Below are 17,448 nucleotides of genomic sequence, written 5' to 3'. Positions count from 1 at the left end.
AATTTCCGTCCAGCGATTTTACTAACCGGCGATCAGGCCAAAGGAGAGAAAGATGAACAAGGACACCATTGAAGGCAACTGGAAAGAGCTCAAGGGTAGAGTGAAAGAACAGTGGGGCAAGTTGACCGATGATCGGCTTGACGAGATTGCCGGCAAGCGGGACCAGTTGGCGGGAGAGATTCAACAAGCCTACGGTGTTTCGAGAGAAGAAGCCGAAAGGCAGGTTAAAAAGTTTGAAGAGGCCGCAAAGCACTGACTTGGGCTCCTGACCCTGACGGTTTATGAGTTCAGGGTTAGGCAGTGCTCAAACGAAACGATCAACGGGAGATCAGCTCATGAACAAGAACCAAGTCAACGTAAGTGCAAGCGGCGAGAGAGCGAAGGGAAGAGAAGGTGCCGAAAAGACGGCCGACGACAAAACCACTCCGGACAAGGGTAAGCCCAGGAAGCATGGTAAGGATGAAACCGTGTTAGGCGAGATCAACGACGACGCCAAGAAGAAGCAAAATGACTAATGCTACGATCTGATTGAAGAGTAAAAAATGAGAATGGAGATGACGTGAAATCACGCCATCCTCGTTTTCGCGCGTTATCTTACGGTTCACGTATCCGCAATTGTCCGCACGTGAATATCCCGCTGAGGGAAGGGAATCTCAATGCCTGCCTCATGGAGGGTGCGAGTAATGGCGGCGTTGATCTCGTGGGACAGGGGCATAATGTCCAGGGGATCTTTCACAAACACCCGCAGCTCGAAATCAATACGGCTATCTCCCAGGCCGACGCAGAACACCGCGGGTGCTGGATCATCCACGACCCGTTCGTTGTTCTGAGCCACCTCTGTAAGCAGTTCCTGCACCTGGTCCATATCGGAGCCGTAGGCAACGCCGACTTGCAGTATGACGCGCGTGATCGAGTCAGACAGCGTCCAGTTGGTCAGATCCTGGGTCACGAAGGTTTTGTTGGGAATGATCTGCTCCTTGCGGTCCCAGTCGACCAGCGTAGTGGCACGAATGCGGATACGTGAAACCGTCCCGGTGATGCCGTCAATAGTGACCGTATCCCCGACGCGGATGGGACGTTCGAATAGCAGGATGATGCCGGACACAAAATTGGCGACAATTTCCTGAAGGCCAAAGCCCAAACCTACCCCGAGAGCCGCCACCAGCCACTGGAGTTTGGACCACTGCACCCCGATCACACCGAGGAAAACCACTACCCCGATTAACACCAGGGTATAGGTGGTAAGGGTAGTAATGGCATAGCCGGTACCGGGCTCAAGCTTCATCCGGCTGAGCACCATGACTTCCAGGGTGCCCGGGAGGTTTCTGGCAGCGAGTACGGTACCAACACCGACGAACAGCGCCAGCAGAAGGTCCCCCAGGGTAATGGGCAGAGGATCGCCGCCATCAAGGTCGGTGGCAATGGTCCAGAGCGTGATGTTATCGAACAGTTGCAGGGCCGGAATCAGGCTGGCCCAGAGCAACCAGAGCCCGGTAAGGAGTAGCACGGAAACCAGGATGCGCAAGAGCGCGGTACTCTGTTGATTGATATCCTTGAGATCCATTTCCGGCATATCCAGCATTTGCGGTACCCCTTCGCCCGAGGATTCTGCGGCTTCCCTGGTTTCCGCGAGCTTACGTTCCGCCTCGCGGCGTTCACGCAGCCGAGCCAGGGTCAGACGACGTTCCCTGACCGAAAGCGCCCGGAGTCCGATGTAGAACAGCATGGCGTTGAAGGCTATCCAGCAGATGCTGATGAACAGGTTTCGCTCCAGCTCCAGGGCGGTGTAGTGATATCCCAGTAGCGATGCCACCACCAGCACCAGGGGTGTGGCAACCGCTACTACATGCAGGGCCAACAGGTGCTTGCTCTTTGGCCGGTCGGCCCGGACCGCACCGATGATGCGATGCGCGAACGTCGAAAGCGCGATGGATACCGCGGTGAAAAGCAAGCGCCCGAGACTGTCTACGAATTCGGATCCGTCGGGTGTTGCGGTGGTCGGCATGATAACGGTGATTGGGATGATTACCGCCAGAAGAAACGGAAGTTCCCGGCGAAGGGCGCGCAGCGAGTCGATATGCCAGTTGAAATGCGCATCTCCCAATCCACCCTGGCGGGCCACGTTGTGAATCAGTGCCAGCAGGAGGGTGACAATTGCCGCAGTGGCCAGGCCTCCGGACAGAGCAGAGAAAAAGTCGTTGCCCTCCCTTAGCAAAAGCGCCGCGATAGCGAATACCAGCACACCCGGGAGTGCCAGTAGGACGCTGTTGGTGAACGCATACAGAGTATGTTCAATACGATCACGGCCAACATTCCCGACGTACCGGCTGTTGCCACTGAGGTTACGTTTGAAGGCTGGTCGCTTGATGAGCAGCAGTGCCAGAAGGATGATGAGAAAGGCAATGGGCCCGCCACGCTCCTTAACCGATTTACCAACCGCTTCGTTAAGCGGATCGAGACGAAACTGCTCGGCAAACCAGGCCACTGCCGTGAAAAGCTCTGTGAGAGTGTCCGCTCCTACAACCGGAGCACTGGGGAGCCAGAACAGGCGCTGTTGCAAAAGGACCTGGTACGCTTCTACCTGCTCCTTCAGCGCCGATACCGTGCTGAAATACTCGTTCAAAGCCTGGATGTGTTCGGTGACCGCCTTGTGCAGTTGGCGGATCAGACTTGCTCTCTGACTTCGTAGCTGGTCGCGGGCATCATCGCCGGGATCGATGACAGCCTCGAACTCTTCCAGTCGAAGTTGCTCTTCGCGCGCTGTCGATAACTGGCTTTCAATGTCACCAATCAGATCCTCCGCAATACCTTGGCGTTGGAGTCGCTCAAGCCGCTGCTGAAGGAGATTGGCGTAGTTGCCGGTCAGGTTTAGGCCGGCTTTTTCCAGGCGAAGCTCGAAACTGTTGTATTCGTCTTGAAGTCGGTTGAGAAGTGATTCCGCGTAGGAAAGCCGGTTGCGTGTGGATTCAACTGCAACCAGGCGTTGGTCCAGAGAAGTTCTCAGGGCCTGAATCTGTTGGCGGATATCCGCCGTTTCGGTGTCGGGAAGTTGAATTTGGGGCGGACTTTCGGTCTCCGCTTCCAGTTCGGGCTGGACAGCAGGCCTGGCTTCTTCGGGTTCTGCTTTTTTTTCTTCGGTAGTTGTCTCGACACTTCCCTCGGCCGTCTCTGCGCCACTTCCTTCTTCGTTATTTTGTTGGGCATGAGATGGCATGGCGGCATAGCACAGGATAACCGCCCATATCAGGCAGAATGACCGAACGCCGCTGCGGATGCGAAGCCTTTGGCGGTTCATGACGTCGCGCTCCTTGCGTCGGGTGGTGATCATGGTCCTTTTCATTTTAAATTTCATATTAGCACCGCGGAACTTGGACGAGCTATGAAAAGGGTTGCAGGGAATGACACAGGCAACAGTTTTGACACTGATTCGCCAGCGGCAAGATTCAGTGGACATCGATAGAGGAAGGGTTGGGTATAAACTATTTAAGAACAGTAGGTCGATGTACTTTGTGGATCTGGGTGTAAGTCAGGGTGGTGCCCCCGGCAGGAGCCAAAGGAATGACATAACGAATTGATTTTAATGTAGTTGAGTAATGGTGTGCCCTCATAGTACCCGCAAAAGTACCCGCATTTTCTCGCGCTGCATTCCAGGCCAGATATTGAGCCTGCGCTCCACTGTATTCATCTCCGGTCACAAAGATCAAAACAATTTCTTGCACTATTCAGAAACTCTTACTATCGTAATACGACGTAATACGAAGGGAGGCCGAGATGAGCCAATACTCCGCACACATAAACGTCAAGCTGCCCGCCGATATCCTGGAGCGGGTGGAAAGTTACCGAACCGAGCTTGAACGTTACATGAAACAACCCGTTAACCGTTCCGCAGCTGTCAGAATGTTGATTGTTTCGGGGCTGGAGAGCGAGCAGAAAAAGCCGAAAGGCTGAAAGGTGCCCCGGATCTGCTGCAACAGACCCGGGGCCATTACACAGCGACGCAACTAGAGAGGTTCGCTATGCAACGCAGTAAGCTTAACATCATCAATACGCCTGAGACCCTATCCTCGGAAGTAAGAATTGAGTTGGATGCACTGGAGCAGGCAGCATCGGCAATCAGGGGGCTGGCCTCCGTACTCATCTCTGACCGGATAAAGCAGGACGAAGACGAAGAAGGGACGATGGACAGCGCCACCTACGGGGGAGTGATCTATGCCCTGGAAGCTATCTCCGGCCAAATAAATAACCTGTGCTGTCGTATAGACACAGCGGCTGTGCGAGAACTGAGAAACGCTGCAGCCCGGAGCGCTGAAGCCTTTGCCGACGCAGGGAGCCAGCCATGAACAAATTCTCAAGCTGTCTGACTGATTGCCGTTCACGCCTGCTTGATGCTGAGGCTACGCTCAATTTCCTGAACAGCCGTGAAAACCTGAATAACCTGCTTGAGCATGACTCTCCCGATGTGGTGATAGGGGCTATGATTAGCCAGGCATGGAATCTGGTAGCCAGTGCCAGCGGTGATTGTGAGGCCATGTGCGATACCCACGATGACCAGGTGACGGCAGAGATCAAAAAGACGGCGGCTGAAATCGTGAACTATCAGCGGGAGCCAACCACCCAGGAGTCAGCCAATACGCAGTTAATGAATCCGGTTGATGACCTTGGGGCGCTTCATAGCCAAACCCGGTCCATGCTGCTGATGATGATGCTGTATCTGGAGCGGGCGAGAGAGGGCGGCTCAGAGCTGAGCGGGGTTGCTCTGGAAAACTATGTTGGCCAGCTGATATCGAATGTGGAGCAGGCAGAGCAGGCCACAATGAAGCTGACTAAACGTTGAGAACAATGAGCCCCGGCTGGTCCGGGGCTTACGGGTTGCTGGGAGATTGCTTGATAGATTCCTGGCCTGGTTGCCGAGAAAGCCGCGTGATTACGCGGTTTTTTCGTTCGTGCATGCTTATTAAAAACCTTGGTTCAAAAGTAACAATGGGTAAACCTATGAGGATTGACGAGACAGCGCCGGTGCGCAACGATGCGACTAGGAGTTGTTGAGAAGGGATTCAAAGTGAGAGCGCCACGGCAAACCGACCAAAGTGAGCGTGGCGCCCTATCGATAATCCGCCAGCGATGGAGAATCATCAATATGGCAATAGTGGCATTTTCATTGAAGAAAGAGCAAGGGCGATACCGACTTGCTCTCGAGGTTTCGGAGCAGTGGTTTCGTGGCTGTTTTCGATGGATGAGGCGCCTAGTTCTCGGAGGCCTGATGATGGTGGCAGCCATTCCTCCCGATTTTTCTTATCTGATACCGGTATAGGTGTGAGGGGGGAGATCCCCCCCTTTTTCTTGCCTGACTATCTGCCATGAATCCTTGGTTGTGGTATCCGTGAGGTTGTGTTGCTCCAATATGTAGATGCTACTTGCTCTCAGGATCGGTTGCCGGTTAACGAAGAAACAACAACCAATGAGGGGCGTCCCCGCAAATAGCGAGCGTACGCAGACTCATTAAGGCACAAGCACACCGATCACGAATACCTTCGCTCGTCCCTTTGACCCGGCGGCGGTTTCTCCAGCGAGGCATCCCCAATGCTTCCCCGGGCATTTGGTGCTTCATGGCCAGGCGCAAACCGGATTCTGAACCGTATCTCCGCCAGCAGTATCCTTTCACTCTATTCGAGTCCTGGTTTATGAGGTCCACAAAGCGGGCTGAAGGTTTGAACATCCTGCAGCTTTATGCGTTCTGACAAATTGTAAAACAATCCAGATAACAGCAGAATATTGCGGGCATAAGCGAATAGGTGGCAGAGAGGTCGCGCTATGGCGCTTCCAGGCAATCAAATGTGCTGCCTATTCTGTGTCTGGCGTCAGTAACGGGAAGGATCGTATGGCCATGGCGGAAGTGACAAAAGAAAAACTGGAGTCAATTGTGGATCTGGCTCTCGACGTATTGATGTCTCGGGACGCAGATGCAGGCTGGCAGAATTCCAGCATTCTTGGGAGGGTTCGGGACTGTGGCGGGGTGCTTCCGAAAGGCGAAGTATCCACGGTCACGGTTTGGAAAAAAGGCTGGCTTCTCGGTGACTGGAAGCCGAAGCATCGCCAGGCGCTCGCGGTACTCGAAAAAATTGATGAGCCATACCGCCAGGCTGTTCTCATCAATCGTGCATATCTTAACCGAACCACAATCACAGAAGAACCGGTAACGGGAAAGCGAACAGAAACCTATTGGAGCTCTGAAAGGATCAGCCGAGAGCTCGGAATTTCTAAAGAAAACTTCCGGGCGCGGGTTCACCGTGGGTATAAGAAGCTCGGCAAAGAGCTGGAGGCGGCCGCCGGCAATATCAACTGATTTTTTTGCCCGCAAGTTGCGGTATGGATTCAGGCCGCCAGCCCCAAGAGCTTGATGCGGCGAGGCTCCTGGCAGCGGCAGTTGGCTGACCTCCACACAACAACCAATTTCAAGGTGCTGTCGTATATAGCGAGTGTCCGCGGCTCAATTCATGCACCAGAACCCCGCTCATATAACCGAACCACGGCCACAGCGGACCCGGTGACAGGGCAGAGAACGGAAACCTTCTGGAGCTCTGAGCGGATCTGTCGGGAGCTTGGTATTACCCCAGATAAATTCAGGATGAGGGTGCACCGGGCCTATGAAAAGCTCCGAAAAGAATTTGAAACAGGCATCCAATTAGATCGCTGATTTCCCAGGCGGAGGCAATGGCCGATCTGGAAGGACGGTTCTGTGCTACTTTGAGATAAAGGCCGATACAGGGAGGTAACATGCGCCTGATTCTAATTTTGCTCATAGCCTTTACTCCGCCAGCTATTGCCCAGGTCTACAAATGGACCGATGAAAGCGGCGTCACGCACTTTGGCAGTCAACCTCCACCAGGCACCAAGGAAGAGGTGAAAATCCAGAATATTGAATCAGGATCCACTGGTGATGATGCTTCGCGGGAGTCGGATATTATCCGCCAGGCCCGGGAGCTTGAACGGCAGAGGGAGAGGGCGTCTCTGAGGAATGCTGAGGCCAGATATCGAGAGCGGGTGACAGAGATCCGGGAGGATTATCAAAGCCGGCCGGATTATATCTGCCAGGGGGCTGAGAACCGGCTCCAAAGTGCCAGGGAGCGGTGGGACACCAAGAAAAAGCAAGGCTACACCATTAATGAAGAGCGTTATTATGAGCAGCAAATCCGGGACCGAGAGCGGCATAGGAACAATGTGTGCCGTTGAGCCAGTTGCCCAAGGGGAGATATAGCTCTGTGTCTTGCGGTGGCAGACAGAGCGATTGCCCTGGAGACGGTCGGAGATCAGGTTATTTGATTTCGACATCCGTCAGGTACACGTAACCGGTAACCACGCCATCCTGGATTCTGTCGATGTTTCCTGAAAAGTTGATCACATCCTCTTTCGAGAGCTGCAGTGCATCGCTATCCGAAACACCCTCCAAGAAATAATCAGTCAGGGAATTTTCCGGCCCATCGCTTAGCGTCACTGTATTGCCCCATGTGCCGGCCTCAACGTCTATCACTGTCGCTTGCCAGCTCACTCGTTTACCCACGAATTCAGACTTCTTTTCAGCTGCCTGTGCTGTGGTCAGGCCAGCCAAATAAATCTCGTCCATCAGTTGATCATAAGAATAGGGAATACTCTGCTCAGTCAGCCCGGGCAGCTTGAGGCCATTGGATATGATTCCAGCGGCGCCTCCGATAACCAGGAAAATCAGGAAAAAGAGTTTCGGCTTGCTGGATTTCACCTCTGTCCACATTTGCTCAAATGAGTCATTTTTCATCTGGCCCTGCTCCTTGCGCTGTGAAACAAGCTCACACATTAGCGGGCTTGCGGTTATCGACACGCGCTCAGAGACGGCAGGACAAAGGCATGGTCGCTATGGTCAACATAGAACACGGTTTTGCCGGTTACCAGATAGAGGTGAAGGGCCTGCGGGTTATTGCCGCGTCTTTGTGCCTGAGCTGTTGGTTTTCTCGATGCGTCTGATATTTCGCTGAGCATTGCCTTGCAGGGCCTCCCTCAAGAATTCGTATTCTGTTTCGGTGATGTCCCCCTGGTATTCAAGCAAAAACAGAATGCCCTCGGTGATGGACACAGTTTTCTCCAGATTTTCGATGCTTTCAGTGGTTTCAAGGTTCTGAAAGTTCCACCCCAGAGGGTGGCTCTGAAATCGCTTGGCAAACTCATCGCTGGTCATGGTGGCTCCCGTTTGTCAGTAGAGAAAAAGGCGGCAGTTTTTTTCGGATGGCCTGCCAACATCAGCCCGGCTGGTTCTGACCGGGCCGCAGGATGTTTTTGCCGGGTGTCTCTGCCACCACCAGCACTCATCCTTGAGCGCACAGCCTTCAGCTGCCGCGTGCACATTTTGGTGACCATGTGCCAGAGCCTATACCTCTGCTTGTCCCTGGAGGAGTTTCAACAGAGAGTATTCTGGTTAACCTCCACTCAATCCGAGCAGCATCTCCTCACCGTCTGCGTTAACGCGTACTTGGATTTCCTGCAGGATCTCGAACATAAAGGCTTCCAGGTGCGGGGCCAGGCCCTCACCGTTTACCTTAATCAGGGCGTCCCCTTTGGCCAGGCGCTTGGTTCTCTCCCTGATGTTATCGATCTGTGCCTCAGTGAGCTTTTTCTGCAACTTCATTTGCTCGTCCCGAAGCTTGTTTTCGTTCTTGATCTGGTCGGTAATTTTCCACTTATCTCGGAAGTTGTCGGCCTCAGCGAAAAGATTGAACAAATCGCCCACCAACTCGGTGGAGTCGCTGAAGGTGCTGGTTATGGATTCCGCCAGCGCCACTACCTTTTTGGCGTTGGCCTCGGCTTCGGCAATATCCAGAGACACAACAGCTTCAATCGTTTTGATGCGCTCGTTACTGTCGATTTTCTCCAGTTCGAGCCGGTAGCTTTCGGTTTCTTTGAGAACCTTGTTTGTTTTCTCGGCGGCATCGTCCAGGGTCTTGTTGGACTTCACCATCGTGCCGGACCAGCTGTTAACCTTGCCGGTTGCCTTGTCATAACCCAGCGTGAGGGTCTTGTTATCTTCCGCCAGCTTCCTGGTGGTCTCTCCAACGTCCCCGAGTGCGTCCCCGTTCTTGCTGGCCTTGTCCGTCAGTTGGTCGATCGCATTACCTGAGCGGTTGAGCTTTTCCCCTGCGCCCCCGATAGCGTCGTTGAGGTCGTTCTGCTTGTTGGCAGCGTTTACCAGTTCGTTCGCGTAGTCCTGCCAGGATTTCTGCGTGTCTTCGGATGCGTCGCCTGTATCTTTCAACTTCTCGGCCAGCCGCTCGTTAAGATCTCTGAGCTCGCTGGTCTGTTTGGCGAGCTTTTCCTCCTCTTCGGTCAGCGGCTTGAGCTGATTCTTAATCTTCTCGATTTCCTCGGCGTTGAACTGCTCATAGAGCCAGGAGCCGATAGAGGTTCCGAACGCCTTTTCCATCGGCTCAATGACGTATTCGTTAATCAGTGTCCCTACGCCATATCCGCCAGCCAGAGCAAGACCAATGAGCCCGCCTTTACCGGCTGCGGCCGCAATGCCTTGAACGGCGCCGAGATTGCCCAGCAGGGCCTTGAAGCCTTGCGCACCGGCCAGCGCTACCAGGCCATTACCCACTGATTCCAGTCCGCCACCCAGGGCGCCGAGAGCCGGCAGAACGGTATCAATGGCCTTTGCGATGCCGAGTAGTTCACCAATGCTTTGTTGGGTGGCTGTGTCGAGATCTTGAAATTCTTCAATGCCGGCCCCGATCGCGGTGAACAGCGGCTCCAGCCCGCTCACAATGCCGGAGGAAACATTCACCAGGGCGGTGAAGGCATCAACGACTTTCTGCAGGGCGCTCTCCAGCCCCTCGACGGTTGAAAGGTCCACGGTTCCGAACACAGCCTCGAACGCGTCCCCCAACTCATCGCTCAAACCGTCAAAGGCGGTGAGCAGCTGCGAGAAGTCCAGGCCCTCGAAGGCTTCCGGGAGATTCTCGGCGATAATGTTCACCTGTTGGGCGAAGGACTCGAGGCCACCTCTGAGAACGTCAAAGAGTTGGGCCGCGTTGTCACCCTGAATCGCTTCACGGAATGAGTCAACCAAGCTAGTGGTTGCCTGGGTTACCGCCTTGGTCTGGTCGATGTACTCCATGCCAGCGGTGGCGGCTGCAGTGGTAAAGGCCGACCTCAGCTGCTTCAGCGCAAATTCAGCGGAGCGGGTTTTAACCTCAAACTCTTCCAGGGCTGAGCCGCTGGACTCCATGGCGATTTTCAGTATTTCTTCAGATCGCTCAGCGCCGTTAAGCACGGCAATAAACCGGCTCATTTGTTCGGCGCCGGCAATAATTGTTGCAACCCGCTGCTTTTCGTTGCTGTCCAGGTCTTTCGTGGCGGAAATCAGATCGTAAAGAACATCCTTTGTTTCTCGGCGCTTTCCGTCAATTTCAAGCTGAATTCCAAGCTCGTTAACCAGCAGCGCATACCGCTCTTTGGTGGGCTTTATAAGGTTGCTGATGGCGGTCTTTAGGGCGTTGGCAGATTCGGTGCCTGAGCGCGTAACCTCAACAACCGGCGTCAGCAACGCGGCGGTTTCTGCAAATGACAGACCCAGGGTGTTTGCGACTGGGGCCAATATCCGGAAGCCGTCACCGAGTTGCGCAACAGAGGCGCCGGCCTTGTTGGATACACCGTTCAGTACGTCCAGAAGGTTGGCCGCTTTCGATGCCGGGGCCTGGAAGCCGGCGAGCGTACCGATAAGCAACTCACTGGATTGAGCGGTTGTCAGGTCGGCGGCGTTAACCGCCAGCAGCGACTGTTCAACAAGCGTTAACGACTCGTCAATATTGTATCCGGCCTGGCGGAAATCGGCGGTGCTTTGAATGATGGAGCCTGCGTCCACACCAAACCGGCTGGAAAGTTCGCTGAACTGGTCGGCGTAGTCCTTCGCGTCTCCCTCGCCTTCGTCCATGACCTTTTGCAGGTCAATCAGGGCGGCCTCAAAAGTCACCGCCTCTTTCGTGGCGAACGCCAGGGCGGCCACGCCCAGGGCAGCCAGAGCCGCGTCCAGTTTCAGAATACTGTCAGAAATACCCGCCAGCGGGCCCGTAATATCGCCGGCCTTATTGGTAAGCGTGTCCAGGTTCCTGCCTACCGAGCTGATAGCAGTTCCGGTTTTATCGACGCCACCGAAAATGATTTCAATGGTTTTCGTTTTATCTGCCATAGTCATCGGCCTCTGAGAAAGTCGGGAAATTCGTCTGTGTCGTTTTCGCAAAATTCCCGCGCCTTATTCCCCAGCCGGCACAATTCTAATTCGTTGTTTTTATTAGTGGTTTTGTTTTCATCTGGTGAGGCGTCATGCATGCGCAAAAATTTTCCGAATACCGCGTGGATGCGCCGCCCCCGCGGGCTGGCCAGACGGCCAGGGTCCCCCGGCAAATTCAGGCTCACATAAATGGCGTGAGCGCTTCGAAGGCGCTGAACAGCAAGTGATGTGGATCGGCCGCCATTTCTTCGCGGAGTTTTTCGGCGCGATGCGGCGTCGTTAATTTGGTGCTGGATGCTTTGCACAGGATCACAGTTGCAAGACTTCACTTTGATCGCTGGCGGATAAAGAGGACAAAGAGGAAGCCGGCCAGGAAAGGGGCTGAGTTCGCCGGGACCCGGGTAAGGGGAAAGCCAGGGGGGAGGTAGGCTTTCAAACCTGAACCGGTAACCGTCGGTGTCCTGGCCTATGCTGTGAATCATTTTGCCTGCTCTCCCGTACCTTGCCGCCTTTCGGTTCTCAGGGAGTAGCCAGCCAGGGCCGGCCACTTCTCCAGCGCCTCAGCCCTTATCGATTTTTGTCAGAATCTCCGCCACACGCTTCTCGATGGCCTCTGGTTGTGGCTCTACCGAATTATGGTCGAGCCCTGGAATGTGGGGCAGGTCCACCCTGGCGCTGCGGGTCATGATTGCGAATGTGGAGCCATCGCCATGTCGCTCGGAAAGTTCGTTAGCAACGATTAGCCCAGAGAACGCGGTTTCAATTTCTTCGAGAGCGGACCCCAGGCGATTAACGTCTTCTTCGAAGAGGTCTCGGGCATATAAAGTCAGAAGACACGAAAACTCCTTTTCAGCAGCGGATTTCTCATCTGCGAGCCGATCGAGGCGGTGTGAGTATCCCCGACCGGTAGCCTCTGCAAGACTGGAGGCCTCTTCCAGTTCCGCCAGCTGCTTCTTCAAGCCGGCCAATTTCGTGCTGGCCTTTTTCAAGTCGCCCTCTGAACCTTCACCGAGATCTACGTCGGTGGCGAGAAGATCCCGCTCGGCAGCTGCTTCCTCAAGCAAGTTCTTCAGTTTTTCGATCTGGCCGTCGGGGACACGTGAGCCGGCCTCTTCGCTCGCTTTTTCAATCCGTGCCATTTCTGCGCTGGCCTTGGAGATGGCCTCCCGGGCTTTCCCCAGATCCGCCAGCGTTACCTTGCCTGGATTGTTCTTGAGTGATTCATACTCGCCCTCAATTTCCGCCAGCTCAGCCTGGATTGGCTTATATTCTGTTTCCAACTCTTCGATCTGCAGCGCAAGCCCCTGAATATCGCTTTTCATCTGATCGATCTCGCCTTTTCGTGCGGGCCTGGTGGCATAGGCGTGAGCCGGACGCGTGCCTGTATCCCAACGCAGATCCTCCTCTAGCTTCTGCTTTCGACCGGCGCACTGCTGGATTTGACCATTCAGGTCATTCGCCTTTTGGGTCAGCTCTTCCCGGTGGGCTTCAAGTTCTCTCAGGCGATCAAAGCGCTGGGAAGCGGTCAGCTTTTTCATAGGGGCGTTCTCCGTGTGATGGTGGCGGTTTTGCCTTGCTTGATGGCCTCCACGAATTCAGCACGGTCGAATAGGATTCGACGGCCGAACCGGTAGACGCCGGGAATATCGTGTCCGCAATTAGATAAGAGGTAGCGAACGCCGCCTGGTGTCAGAGCGGGCTCAACTTCACAGAGTTGGTTCAGTGTCAGGAGGGTGGGGGAGTCTACTGTTCGCTCTAGTGTTGGTAATGCGCTGTTCATTGATTAACCCTCTTGGTCCCATTGAACCGCCGTGATGTTCGGCTGAGGGTATGATTTCAATAAAACAGAGTTGGTACATAGCAGGCCTTACCAACTTTCTGCTATTCAGTATGAGTTTTGTTTCTCACGTCTGATTTTCTTTCGTATCGTTTGCTCCTGTCGGGGCTCCATGCCGTAACGCTTCCGAAGAAGCCTGGCGATTGCTGTGTCCTTCAACCGAGAGTTTTCTTCGCGTAGCTTCTCGGCATCGCTCCGCCACATCGCAATCTCTTGCTCCCTGTTAAGCCTTCGCTTGGCATTGGCTGAGTCCGGCGGTGTGCCACGGTTTGCACTGGTCAGGCTGATCTCATTTTTCATTGCCCTGGTTGCGTACTTCTCCCACGGTTGAACGTGCGCCTGCGTAACGATCACGCCGAGATCCAGAAAGGATTTGGCTATTGAGACCAGCTCATCGGGCTCGGCTGAGACGGCCTTCAAGGAGTCGCTGCAAGCTCTGATGCCAGTCAGGAGCCGGTAGGCGTTCAACTCGCCCTCTGTCCAGTCCACAGAGACGGAGGTGGCGGGTAGGTGCCGGGGGAGTTGATTGCCGATTCGGTGCAGCTCATGAATGGCGTGTGCCGGGTTGCGGGCGTCTATCCATTCGGCGCGGTCGAGCTGGATATCCAATTGAGCCGCTTCCGGCAACCGGCCGTCGGCCTGTGCAGTCCAGCCGGTCAGGGCCTCGATTAACTGCTCTGCAATGTCTCCGGCCAGATCTTCATCACTGGGCTTTTCGGCTGGCCCCTGCGTTGATTCAAATATGCGTATGTCATCCATGGGTCGTTCCGTTCATGGTCGTGGCGCCGAGGGTGTCCAATGCCTGGAGTTTGGTTCACTCCCGGTTCAAACAGTCGGGGAATTAGCGTCCAAGTTTTGAAAGCGTGACGGGTCACGATGGCAAATCAGGGAGGCCGTTGTTCCGCCAGCAATGAAAATCCCGATAGCGAGAGTCATGCTGCACCTTGCAGGGCTTCGTTCTGGGTGAACTCGCCATTCCAGGACTGCTTCATCGGCAGGCCGTTGGCCAGATACAACCTGTAGATCACGGCTGCCCCTTTTTCCAGAAGTACCGGAGTGCAACGAACCACTACCAGCCCGGTGCTGCGCTCGATGTTGTGATGGCGCTCAGTCAGGTACCGGCCCATCGCCCAACTGTGAACCCGCCAGCTCCCCGGAGCGTCTCGGTAAAGCCAATCACGCCGGGCCAGCTCCTGGTTGATCCGTTGGCAGTTCACGCCGTTCAGGCGTTTGGCGAACTCAGAGGGTGTCATTCCAAGCTGAAACTGGCCAGGTGCTGACTCAGACTTGCTGAAACGATCGCGGCGGAAACTGGCCTGTTTGCTCATGCTGAACCCCCGTACTGTTCCTGAAAGGTCTTTGGCGCCAACTGTTCGAATCGCATGAATTTGCCGGTGAATACACATCGAACCATGCCCGTAGGGCCGTGCCGGTTCTTGGAAATATCAATCTCGGCAATTCCCTTGTCTGGCGTGTCCGGGTTGTAGACCTCATCCCGGTAGAGAAACAGGATCTCATCTGCCTCCTTTTCGATTTCAGAGGCGTCTGCCAGGTCTGAGTTCATTGGGCGCTTGTTGGGGCGCTTCTCACACTCCCGGCTGACTTGAGCCAGGGCAATTACGGGAATGCCCAGTTCCCGGGCAAGGTTCTTCAGTGAGCGGGCAACCTCTGACACTCGATCGGTTGGCTTCGATCGGGGATCGGTACCAGCAATCCTCTGCAGATAATCCACATACAGGGCGCTGATGTTGTAGCGGTACTTCCAGTCCCGGGCCTGCCGGATCAGGCTGGTAATCTTCATTCCGGGTTCATCGTTTACCCGGATCGGTTTGTCAGTGAGGCGGGTAACGGCTTTGCGGAGGGTTTCCCACTCCTCATCATAGAATCCGCCGGTCCGGATCTTCTGACTGTCCAGCTTGCCCTCGATCGATATCAGTCGGAGCCCCATCTGTTCATGCCCTTGCTCTGCCGATATCACGCCAACGGGTTGACCGGCCGCCAGGGCGAGATTGAGCATAAATGCTGTTTTCCCCATGGCCGGCCGGGAGCCGATCACGATCAAATCCGTGTCATGGAATCCGCCCAGGCATTCATCCAGATCACGTAGGCCGCTTGGAACACCAACGATTCCGTCTGCAGCCATGGCTTCGTCAATCATCCGAATGCCGGCGGCCATGACGCTCTTCATATCGTGGTCGTAGTTTCTACCCAGCTGATTCAGACTCATCAGCTGCTGTATGGCCGTATCCACCGGGTCACCATCCTGGCCTTCGCTCAATGCTGTTTTCAGGCTTTGGGCAATATTCAGCGCTTGCCGTTTTCGATAGCTCTTGTGGACGATCTCAACGTACTGACCAAAGGCGGCGCCGCAGAACGCATTTTCCAGAACGCCGGCAAGATATTTGCCAAAATCCACGCCCGGAACCCGCTTTCCTAGGACTTCGCACACGGTCACCAGATCCGCAATTTCTCCCTGGTTCACGATATCCCGGGCAGCGCTGAAAGCCTCCTGGTGATGCCAGTCAGAGAATTCATGGGGCTCAAGGTCGCATTCCTTCATGCGGGAGCTATCTGTCAGAACCGCGAACAGGACTGACTGTTCTGCCTGAATGCTCATTGGCCGCCCTCTGTTCCCGTTGGCTGGCGGTCAGGGCGGTCTGGCCTTGGCATTTCACCGCGGTAAGGTGCGTTAACTTTGGTCGGGTCCGATCCCTGAATCACGGAAAGGGCAGGGCCTGCCTCCAGTCGCTCCCTGGTATCGTTCCAGCCCTCATGCTTGATCCAGCGAAAGACGTGCTTCATGTTTTCGCAGAAGCCTTCGCTTGCCTCTGTGCGCCGGCGGTATTCGCACTCCTGGCGGGTGAGCCGGAGAATTTCTCGAAGATCGTGCTTGCCAGGCTTGAGCTTGTTGAACGCTTCCTTGGCCTGAGCTTTGTTGCCAACTCTGCCGAACCAGTGCTCACGGCAGAATTTCCAGAACTTCTCAAAGGCTTCATCATCGAACTTCTTGGGAGAGCTGGGAGCACTCGCAGGGTCGGCGCTAGCCGAACCATTGTTTTTCCTGGTATCCGTTTGAGGGGNTATCAGGTATCCGGTATCCGGTATCAGGTATCCGGTATCCGGTATCAGGTATCCGGTATCCGGTATCCGGCGGATTAGAACGGTTCTCATACCGTCCCTGTTCCGTTTCGGAACTGTTTTGTTCAGGTTTGGGGCCGGTTGGTCTGTCATCGGCCGGTGGAGCAGGTATGTCTGTACCGCGTAAAACCTCGTTTTTATGGGGCCTTTGGTGCTTTCTGAAGTTCACCACATGGAGGTAGCTTTCACCGTCCACCTGGTATTGCTGAACAAACCCATGGCCTTCGAGCTCTTCTAGAAGCTTGCCGAACTCCACGTTATCGTACGGCAGGATTTCAACCTTCAGGCGTTTTGGTTTGCATTTGATGTTGCCGTTGAAGTCCGCCTGGCCCCATAGGCCAATGAAAGCGAGGCGGGCGAGGGGGGAAAGCTCTCCCAGCTCATCATTGGTGAAGAACCCGGGTTTGATGTTTCTTGCTCTGGCCATTACACCAAACCCTCCCGCTGTTCGTACTCCTCTACCAGCTCCGTTGCTCTATCCACAGAGCACTCATCAATGCTGTAGACGCCGTAGTAAATCTTTTGGCCATCCCGATCGAGTCCGGTTTTTTCTACGCTATGGATAACCAGGCCTTTTGCCCTGAGTGCTGCAATCAACTGCGGAACACCATTGCATCTAACCTTATTGAATAGATCGCGTACCGACCGGTGGCCTTTGAGGAGCTCACGTAGTGCTCTATACTGTCTTGGGGATAAAAGGCGCTTTGCTGTAGGGGCGGGCGTCTTTTTCATTTCCTGGTCTCCCTCAAGCTGATGTATCTCATAACCTCCGCCAGCTCCACGACCTTGCAGCCCGACACTCGCTCGACATGGAGATCTCCGAGGGAAACCGCGTCAGTGATTTCGTGGGCGGGAACGTTCAGGGCTCGTGAGACTTCGCTGAGGGCCAGATATTCGCGGCCGTTGCGAATGAAGGAGCCTGGTTTAAGAGGCTTGCGGACATTCATGCCATGGCCTCCACTCTTTCGTGCATCCATTGCTGAATATCACGTTCCCGCCAGGCGACGGCCCGGCCAATTTTGAGAGGTTTGGGAAACAGGCCTTTGCTCATCCAGAGATAGATGGTTGAACGGCGAAAGCCAGTCACTTGTTCGACTTCGCGGTATCTTAAAAGGCGGTCTACGTTTGAAGCGGGGTTCTGTATTTCAGTCATTGCTGATTAACCTCTTCCAGTGGTGTCTACTGAAGTCAGTTAATCAGCGGTAGTTATTGGCTTGGCCGA

18 protein-coding genes are annotated in these 17,448 nt (G+C 54.7%); 7 read left to right on the top strand and 11 right to left on the bottom strand.

Annotated elements, in window-relative coordinates:
- Positions 1–52 precede the first annotated feature (52 nt).
- Positions 53–256, top strand: a complete 204-nt coding sequence (locus CLH62_RS14660) for a CsbD family protein (protein ID WP_099618950.1) — start codon at positions 53–55, stop codon at positions 254–256.
- A gap of 79 nt (positions 257–335) precedes the next feature.
- On the top strand, positions 336–515 hold the full coding sequence (locus CLH62_RS14655) for a hypothetical protein (protein WP_099618949.1): 180 nt from the start codon (positions 336–338) through the stop codon (positions 513–515).
- Between the two features lie 86 nt (positions 516–601).
- Here CLH62_RS14655 and CLH62_RS14650 read toward each other — a convergent pair whose 3' ends face one another.
- On the bottom strand, positions 602–3,328 hold the full coding sequence (locus CLH62_RS14650; protein WP_228152866.1) for a mechanosensitive ion channel domain-containing protein: 2,727 nt from the start codon (positions 3,326–3,328) through the stop codon (positions 602–604).
- Positions 3,329–3,771: 443 nt separating this feature from the next.
- Between CLH62_RS14650 and CLH62_RS21140 the strand changes: the two genes are divergently transcribed.
- From CLH62_RS21140 to CLH62_RS14620, 5 genes are all read left to right on the top strand, one after another.
- Positions 3,772–3,948 carry a hypothetical protein gene (locus tag CLH62_RS21140; protein ID WP_170005814.1) on the top strand — a complete coding sequence of 59 codons (177 nt, stop codon included), beginning with the start codon at positions 3,772–3,774 and terminating at the stop codon, positions 3,946–3,948.
- 68 nt (positions 3,949–4,016) lie between these two features.
- Positions 4,017–4,340, top strand: coding sequence for a hypothetical protein (locus CLH62_RS14645; protein ID WP_099618948.1), 324 nt, complete (start codon positions 4,017–4,019; stop codon positions 4,338–4,340).
- On the top strand, positions 4,337–4,834 hold the full coding sequence (locus CLH62_RS14640; protein ID WP_099618947.1) for a hypothetical protein: 498 nt from the start codon (positions 4,337–4,339) through the stop codon (positions 4,832–4,834). Before CLH62_RS14645 ends, CLH62_RS14640 begins: the two co-directional genes overlap by 4 nt.
- Before the next feature lie 1,044 nt (positions 4,835–5,878).
- A complete protein-coding gene (locus CLH62_RS14630) occupies positions 5,879–6,343 on the top strand; it encodes an RNA polymerase sigma factor (RefSeq protein WP_099618945.1) in 465 nt (154 codons plus the stop codon).
- 431 nt (positions 6,344–6,774) lie between these two features.
- Positions 6,775–7,230: a DUF4124 domain-containing protein gene (locus CLH62_RS14620; RefSeq protein WP_099618943.1), complete on the top strand. Its 456-nt coding sequence runs from the start codon at positions 6,775–6,777 to the stop codon at positions 7,228–7,230.
- 82 nt (positions 7,231–7,312) lie between these two features.
- On the opposite strand, the gene CLH62_RS14615 is transcribed toward CLH62_RS14620, so the two are convergent.
- The 10 genes from CLH62_RS14615 to CLH62_RS14565 all read right to left on the bottom strand — a co-directional run bounded on the left by CLH62_RS14615 (position 7,313) and on the right by CLH62_RS14565 (position 17,379).
- Positions 7,313–7,789 (bottom strand): hypothetical protein, encoded by a 477-nt coding sequence (locus tag CLH62_RS14615; RefSeq protein WP_099618942.1) that lies wholly within the window; start codon positions 7,787–7,789, stop codon positions 7,313–7,315.
- A gap of 156 nt (positions 7,790–7,945) precedes the next feature.
- Positions 7,946–8,206 (bottom strand): hypothetical protein, encoded by a 261-nt coding sequence (locus CLH62_RS14610; RefSeq protein WP_099618941.1) that lies wholly within the window; start codon positions 8,204–8,206, stop codon positions 7,946–7,948.
- A 237-nt stretch (positions 8,207–8,443) separates the two neighbouring features.
- Positions 8,444–11,209 carry a phage tail tape measure protein gene (locus tag CLH62_RS14605; protein ID WP_170005813.1) on the bottom strand — a complete coding sequence of 922 codons (2,766 nt, stop codon included), beginning with the start codon at positions 11,207–11,209 and terminating at the stop codon, positions 8,444–8,446.
- A 602-nt stretch (positions 11,210–11,811) separates the two neighbouring features.
- Positions 11,812–12,789 carry a coiled-coil domain-containing protein gene (locus tag CLH62_RS14600; protein WP_099618939.1) on the bottom strand — a complete coding sequence of 326 codons (978 nt, stop codon included), beginning with the start codon at positions 12,787–12,789 and terminating at the stop codon, positions 11,812–11,814.
- 347 nt (positions 12,790–13,136) lie between these two features.
- The gene (locus CLH62_RS14595; RefSeq protein ID WP_099618938.1) at positions 13,137–13,847 is read right to left on the bottom strand and encodes a hypothetical protein; all 711 of its coding nucleotides are present in this window, start codon (positions 13,845–13,847) and stop codon (positions 13,137–13,139) included.
- Between the two features lie 173 nt (positions 13,848–14,020).
- Complete coding sequence (locus CLH62_RS14590) at positions 14,021–14,416, bottom strand: phage antirepressor KilAC domain-containing protein (RefSeq protein ID WP_099618937.1); 396 nt, start codon at positions 14,414–14,416, stop codon at positions 14,021–14,023.
- Entirely contained in the window at positions 14,413–15,705 is a 1,293-nt protein-coding gene (locus tag CLH62_RS14585) for a replicative DNA helicase (RefSeq protein ID WP_099618936.1), read from the bottom strand. Before CLH62_RS14585 ends, CLH62_RS14590 begins: the two co-directional genes overlap by 4 nt.
- Positions 15,706–16,652: 947 nt before the next feature.
- Entirely contained in the window at positions 16,653–16,823 is a 171-nt protein-coding gene (locus CLH62_RS21135; protein ID WP_170005812.1) for a hypothetical protein, read from the bottom strand.
- Positions 16,824–16,954: 131 nt separating this feature from the next.
- Entirely contained in the window at positions 16,955–17,173 is a 219-nt protein-coding gene (locus CLH62_RS14570; RefSeq protein ID WP_099618933.1) for a hypothetical protein, read from the bottom strand.
- The gene (locus CLH62_RS14565) at positions 17,170–17,379 is read right to left on the bottom strand and encodes a helix-turn-helix transcriptional regulator (RefSeq protein ID WP_099618932.1); all 210 of its coding nucleotides are present in this window, start codon (positions 17,377–17,379) and stop codon (positions 17,170–17,172) included. Before CLH62_RS14565 ends, CLH62_RS14570 begins: the two co-directional genes overlap by 4 nt.
- Between the last annotated feature and the right edge of the window lie 69 nt (positions 17,380–17,448).

It is taken from the genome of Marinobacter guineae (assembly GCF_002744735.1).
Lineage (GTDB): Bacteria > Pseudomonadota > Gammaproteobacteria > Pseudomonadales > Oleiphilaceae > Marinobacter > Marinobacter guineae.
The sequence above is the reverse complement of the archived record's forward strand: the minus strand, read 5'-3'. Positions and strand labels throughout refer to the sequence as shown.

What these genes read in the sequence shown, in the direction of transcription:
- CLH62_RS14660 (WP_099618950.1), top strand. Translation starts at nt 53, where the DNA reads ATGAACAAGGACACCATTGAAGGCAACTGGAAAGAGCTCAAGGGTAGA.
- CLH62_RS14655 (WP_099618949.1), top strand. Translation starts at nt 336, where the DNA reads ATGAACAAGAACCAAGTCAACGTAAGTGCAAGCGGCGAGAGAGCGAAG.
- CLH62_RS14650 (WP_228152866.1), bottom strand. Translation starts at nt 3,328, where the DNA reads ATGATCACCACCCGACGCAAGGAGCGCGACGTCATGAACCGCCAAAGG.
- CLH62_RS21140 (WP_170005814.1), top strand. Translation starts at nt 3,772, where the DNA reads ATGAGCCAATACTCCGCACACATAAACGTCAAGCTGCCCGCCGATATC.
- CLH62_RS14645 (WP_099618948.1), top strand. Translation starts at nt 4,017, where the DNA reads ATGCAACGCAGTAAGCTTAACATCATCAATACGCCTGAGACCCTATCC.
- CLH62_RS14640 (WP_099618947.1), top strand. Translation starts at nt 4,337, where the DNA reads ATGAACAAATTCTCAAGCTGTCTGACTGATTGCCGTTCACGCCTGCTT.
- CLH62_RS14630 (WP_099618945.1), top strand. Translation starts at nt 5,879, where the DNA reads ATGGCCATGGCGGAAGTGACAAAAGAAAAACTGGAGTCAATTGTGGAT.
- CLH62_RS14620 (WP_099618943.1), top strand. Translation starts at nt 6,775, where the DNA reads ATGCGCCTGATTCTAATTTTGCTCATAGCCTTTACTCCGCCAGCTATT.
- CLH62_RS14615 (WP_099618942.1), bottom strand. Translation starts at nt 7,789, where the DNA reads ATGAAAAATGACTCATTTGAGCAAATGTGGACAGAGGTGAAATCCAGC.
- CLH62_RS14610 (WP_099618941.1), bottom strand. Translation starts at nt 8,206, where the DNA reads ATGACCAGCGATGAGTTTGCCAAGCGATTTCAGAGCCACCCTCTGGGG.
- CLH62_RS14605 (WP_170005813.1), bottom strand. Translation starts at nt 11,209, where the DNA reads ATGGCAGATAAAACGAAAACCATTGAAATCATTTTCGGTGGCGTCGAT.
- CLH62_RS14600 (WP_099618939.1), bottom strand. Translation starts at nt 12,789, where the DNA reads ATGAAAAAGCTGACCGCTTCCCAGCGCTTTGATCGCCTGAGAGAACTT.
- CLH62_RS14595 (WP_099618938.1), bottom strand. Translation starts at nt 13,847, where the DNA reads ATGGATGACATACGCATATTTGAATCAACGCAGGGGCCAGCCGAAAAG.
- CLH62_RS14590 (WP_099618937.1), bottom strand. Translation starts at nt 14,416, where the DNA reads ATGAGCAAACAGGCCAGTTTCCGCCGCGATCGTTTCAGCAAGTCTGAG.
- CLH62_RS14585 (WP_099618936.1), bottom strand. Translation starts at nt 15,705, where the DNA reads ATGAGCATTCAGGCAGAACAGTCAGTCCTGTTCGCGGTTCTGACAGAT.
- CLH62_RS14570 (WP_099618933.1), bottom strand. Translation starts at nt 17,173, where the DNA reads ATGAATGTCCGCAAGCCTCTTAAACCAGGCTCCTTCATTCGCAACGGC.
- CLH62_RS14565 (WP_099618932.1), bottom strand. Translation starts at nt 17,379, where the DNA reads ATGACTGAAATACAGAACCCCGCTTCAAACGTAGACCGCCTTTTAAGA.